The 2,025-nt window shown below is 36.7% G+C and carries 1 protein-coding gene and 1 pseudogene; both read right to left on the bottom strand.

Features of this window, described 5'->3' with window-relative positions:
* A pseudogene (locus tag ACTJJ9_RS26120) lies at positions 1–214 on the bottom strand (CBO0543 family protein); the annotation flags it as partial.
* A gap of 556 nt (positions 215–770) precedes the next feature.
* Positions 771–2,025: phospholipase D-like domain-containing protein (locus ACTJJ9_RS26125; protein WP_440769005.1), on the bottom strand; the 1,255-nt coding region annotated here is incomplete at its 5' end.

The following is a 2,025-nucleotide window of genomic DNA, read 5'->3' on the forward strand; positions in this document are numbered from 1 at the left end:
GTTTTAGTATTAAAGCTCGAGTTACAATTCCAACAATGATGTAATATATGAATGAATATCTGTATCTCCACTCTAAATAATTAACAAGTTTGACCCACTCGCAAAAGGGTTCACCTATATAGGCATATGTTAGTGCCATAATGATCTGGGCTAAAATAAAAGATTTCCATGTTCTAAAATATTGATATAACAACATGTAAGCTACAGGTATCATTGAAAAATCAAAGGGAAAGGCCCTAGGAATAATAGGTAGAATGCAATTGGATAATCCCAAAACCTATATTGTAAGCCAACTACATCTAATAAGGTTGTTGTTATGATAATTATGGTACCAAATAACAAAATTTCTAAAATAATGTCTCGTTTAACAAGTTTAGCCCATATAACCCAAGGCACAACTAAAAAAACGACTAGTATCCACCATTCCCAAGTTAAAAACTCATTTTTCAGCCAACCATTTAATTCTAAATGATAGAGCTTATCTTCTAATAAACGTATTTCCTTAAGATTTTCAAATATATTATCTATTGATATCACCTCTATATTTAAATGAAAAGGTAACAGATATTTTTGAATTCAAACTCTTTGAGCTGCCTTTTTAGTATTACCGTTTTTTAGTAATGAATTTCCATCGTAAATAAGAAAAAACCCATGTTGGAAGTTCTTATAATACACGGGTTTTCGACTTTTTTTCAAATAAGTCAGAAATATATTAAAAACAAAGTTAAATCTAGATTTAAGATAGAACAATAAAAACAGGATACATCAACTTATAATAATGGAGAAAGCAGACGAGCACCTTGTTCAACAATGCGCTCGGTCAGGGATCGTTGCAACAAGTCTTCAATTCTTAATGGTACAGAATCAGTAAGATCCCTCTCGAACTGCTCTGTGAGTTCCCTTGCCACATCAGCACTGTACACGACTTGACACACCTCATAATTCAGGCGAAAACTTCTCATATCATAGTTTGCTGCGCCTACTTCTGCAATTTCCTCATCAATGATCATCAGTTTCGCATGTAACATTCCTTTATCGTACTGGTAGATTTGGACCCCAGCTTCTATAAGTTCCCCGTAATAGGTACGACTTGCATAGCCCACGCTTTTTTGATCAATGTGGCGAGGAACCAGCAATCTTACGTGCACACCACGAGCCACAGCTGTCTTTAATGCCATGATAATATCTGTTTCTGGTACAAAGTAGGGTGTTGTTATATCAATAGTTTTGGTCGCCTGTGTTATACATATAAAGTAAGCTTGACGAATAACTGGGGTAGGAATTCCAGGGTTTCCTTCCAACGTATGGATGTACGCTTTTTGCAATTCTCCTGTCTTTGTTTGGGTATTGTCTGTTTTACCTTCTATAGGCCATAACTCAGATCCTAATTCGGCAGACCATCTTGAAAGATCTATGCTGCCGGTTGGATTGATTTCCTTTGATTTATATTTTGGGATTTTAGTGGCCTTTTTCGTTGCCTCAGATTTTGTTTTTGACTTTATCCGTTCTGGTACAGCGATATTCCAATGAACGTCGAAGATAGTCTGCAAGTCGCCTGTTGCTTCCCCTATAATTTGCAAATGAGTGTCCCTCCAAAATCCTACGTCTGGCTTTAATCCTGTATATTCATACCCAACGTTCATACCGCCAGTAAAGGATTCCTTTCTGTCAATCGTCACAATCTTACAATGATCCCGATAATTCCAATTGGACAAAATCCAGGGAAAACTTAAAGGAAATATTGTCCGACATTCTATCCCTGCTTCCACCATCTGAAGAATTTTTTGACGCGGAAATTTTTTACTCCCCCAACCATCTCTAATAAAACGAACCCGCACTCCATTTACTGCTTTTTCGATCAGCAGTTCTGTGATGCGATTACCAATTTGGTCGTTCCGATAGATGAAATATTCCAGATCAATGGTTTTTTGGGCTTTTTGTAGGGATTCGATAAGTTGTTCATATTTTGCTATTCCATTGTTTAGTACTTGGACTTTGCCGACTCGAAGCCCGCCTACAGTAAAA

The organism is Metabacillus sp. 22489, assembly GCF_052044855.1.
Taxonomy (GTDB): domain Bacteria; phylum Bacillota; class Bacilli; order Bacillales; family Bacillaceae; genus Metabacillus; species Metabacillus niabensis.